The organism is Xanthomonas pisi DSM 18956 (genome assembly GCF_001010415.1).
Lineage (GTDB): Bacteria > Pseudomonadota > Gammaproteobacteria > Xanthomonadales > Xanthomonadaceae > Xanthomonas > Xanthomonas pisi.
Window position 1 is genome coordinate 1 of the sequence record NZ_JPLE01000260.1, and the last position, 811, is coordinate 811.

The window sequence follows — 811 nt, forward strand, 5'->3', positions numbered from 1 at the left end:
AAACAAAGACTTGCGGCAATACGGATGATACGTCATGATACGCTTCAACCAGCCAGCAGCGGCTAAGTCTTTGTTTTGCATAACAAGCGACAAAAGGGATGGATTTCTTTTATACGTATCAAACAGTACACCACGCACCACGGTCCGTTATCCATTCAGCACTGTGATTTGTGTACGTTTATAGCCATAATGAACATCAATCTGCACTTGAATATAATGTCCATCCATTGTATAATTCACACTATTAATTTGCACTATGGGATTTTGCACTATGAGTCAAGATTATGTAGCGATGCCTGAAGACTTTGAAGACCCGCGATTTGCAGAGCACAATCAGGCTTTATTCGATGAGTTCATTGACCTTGTTATTCAGGGCCATGACATGCGCGCAGCTTTTGCACTAGTATTTGGAATGGAAGTTGCAACGGATAACTACACTGGCCAGCGAATCCTTTGCGCGCAACGCAACCCATACTACAAAATGCGCTTCAAAAAGCGTATGGAAGAGATGCCACTCAAGGATTTGTGGAGCGTAAAAGGTGCAATTCACAATTTGGTCAAGCTTGTGCGTGATCCAGAAGTCGCGGCGTCAGCCAAACTTAATGCTATTCGTGAACTGAACATCATCTACGGCATCACGATGATTGATGAAAACGGCAATAGCAAGATGGGCCGTTCCATGGACGATTTCTACAAGGATTTCGGAGAGGCGGCCAAAGAAGGCGAAAAATTCCCCCGCCACTAGCCAATTTGCACTATAAAACGGCCCTAGAACACATCGTCTCCACTTCTAGGGCCATCGGTAATACGA

Annotated in this window: 1 protein-coding gene; it reads left to right on the top strand. The window is 44.6% G+C overall.

All coding sequences use genetic code 11. From position 1 onward, the window contains the following. The first annotated feature begins 271 nt into the window (after window positions 1-271). Entirely contained in the window at window positions 272-745 is a 474-nt protein-coding gene (locus tag Y887_RS17950; RefSeq protein WP_157004359.1) for a hypothetical protein, read from the top strand. Window positions 746-811 lie beyond the last annotated feature (66 nt).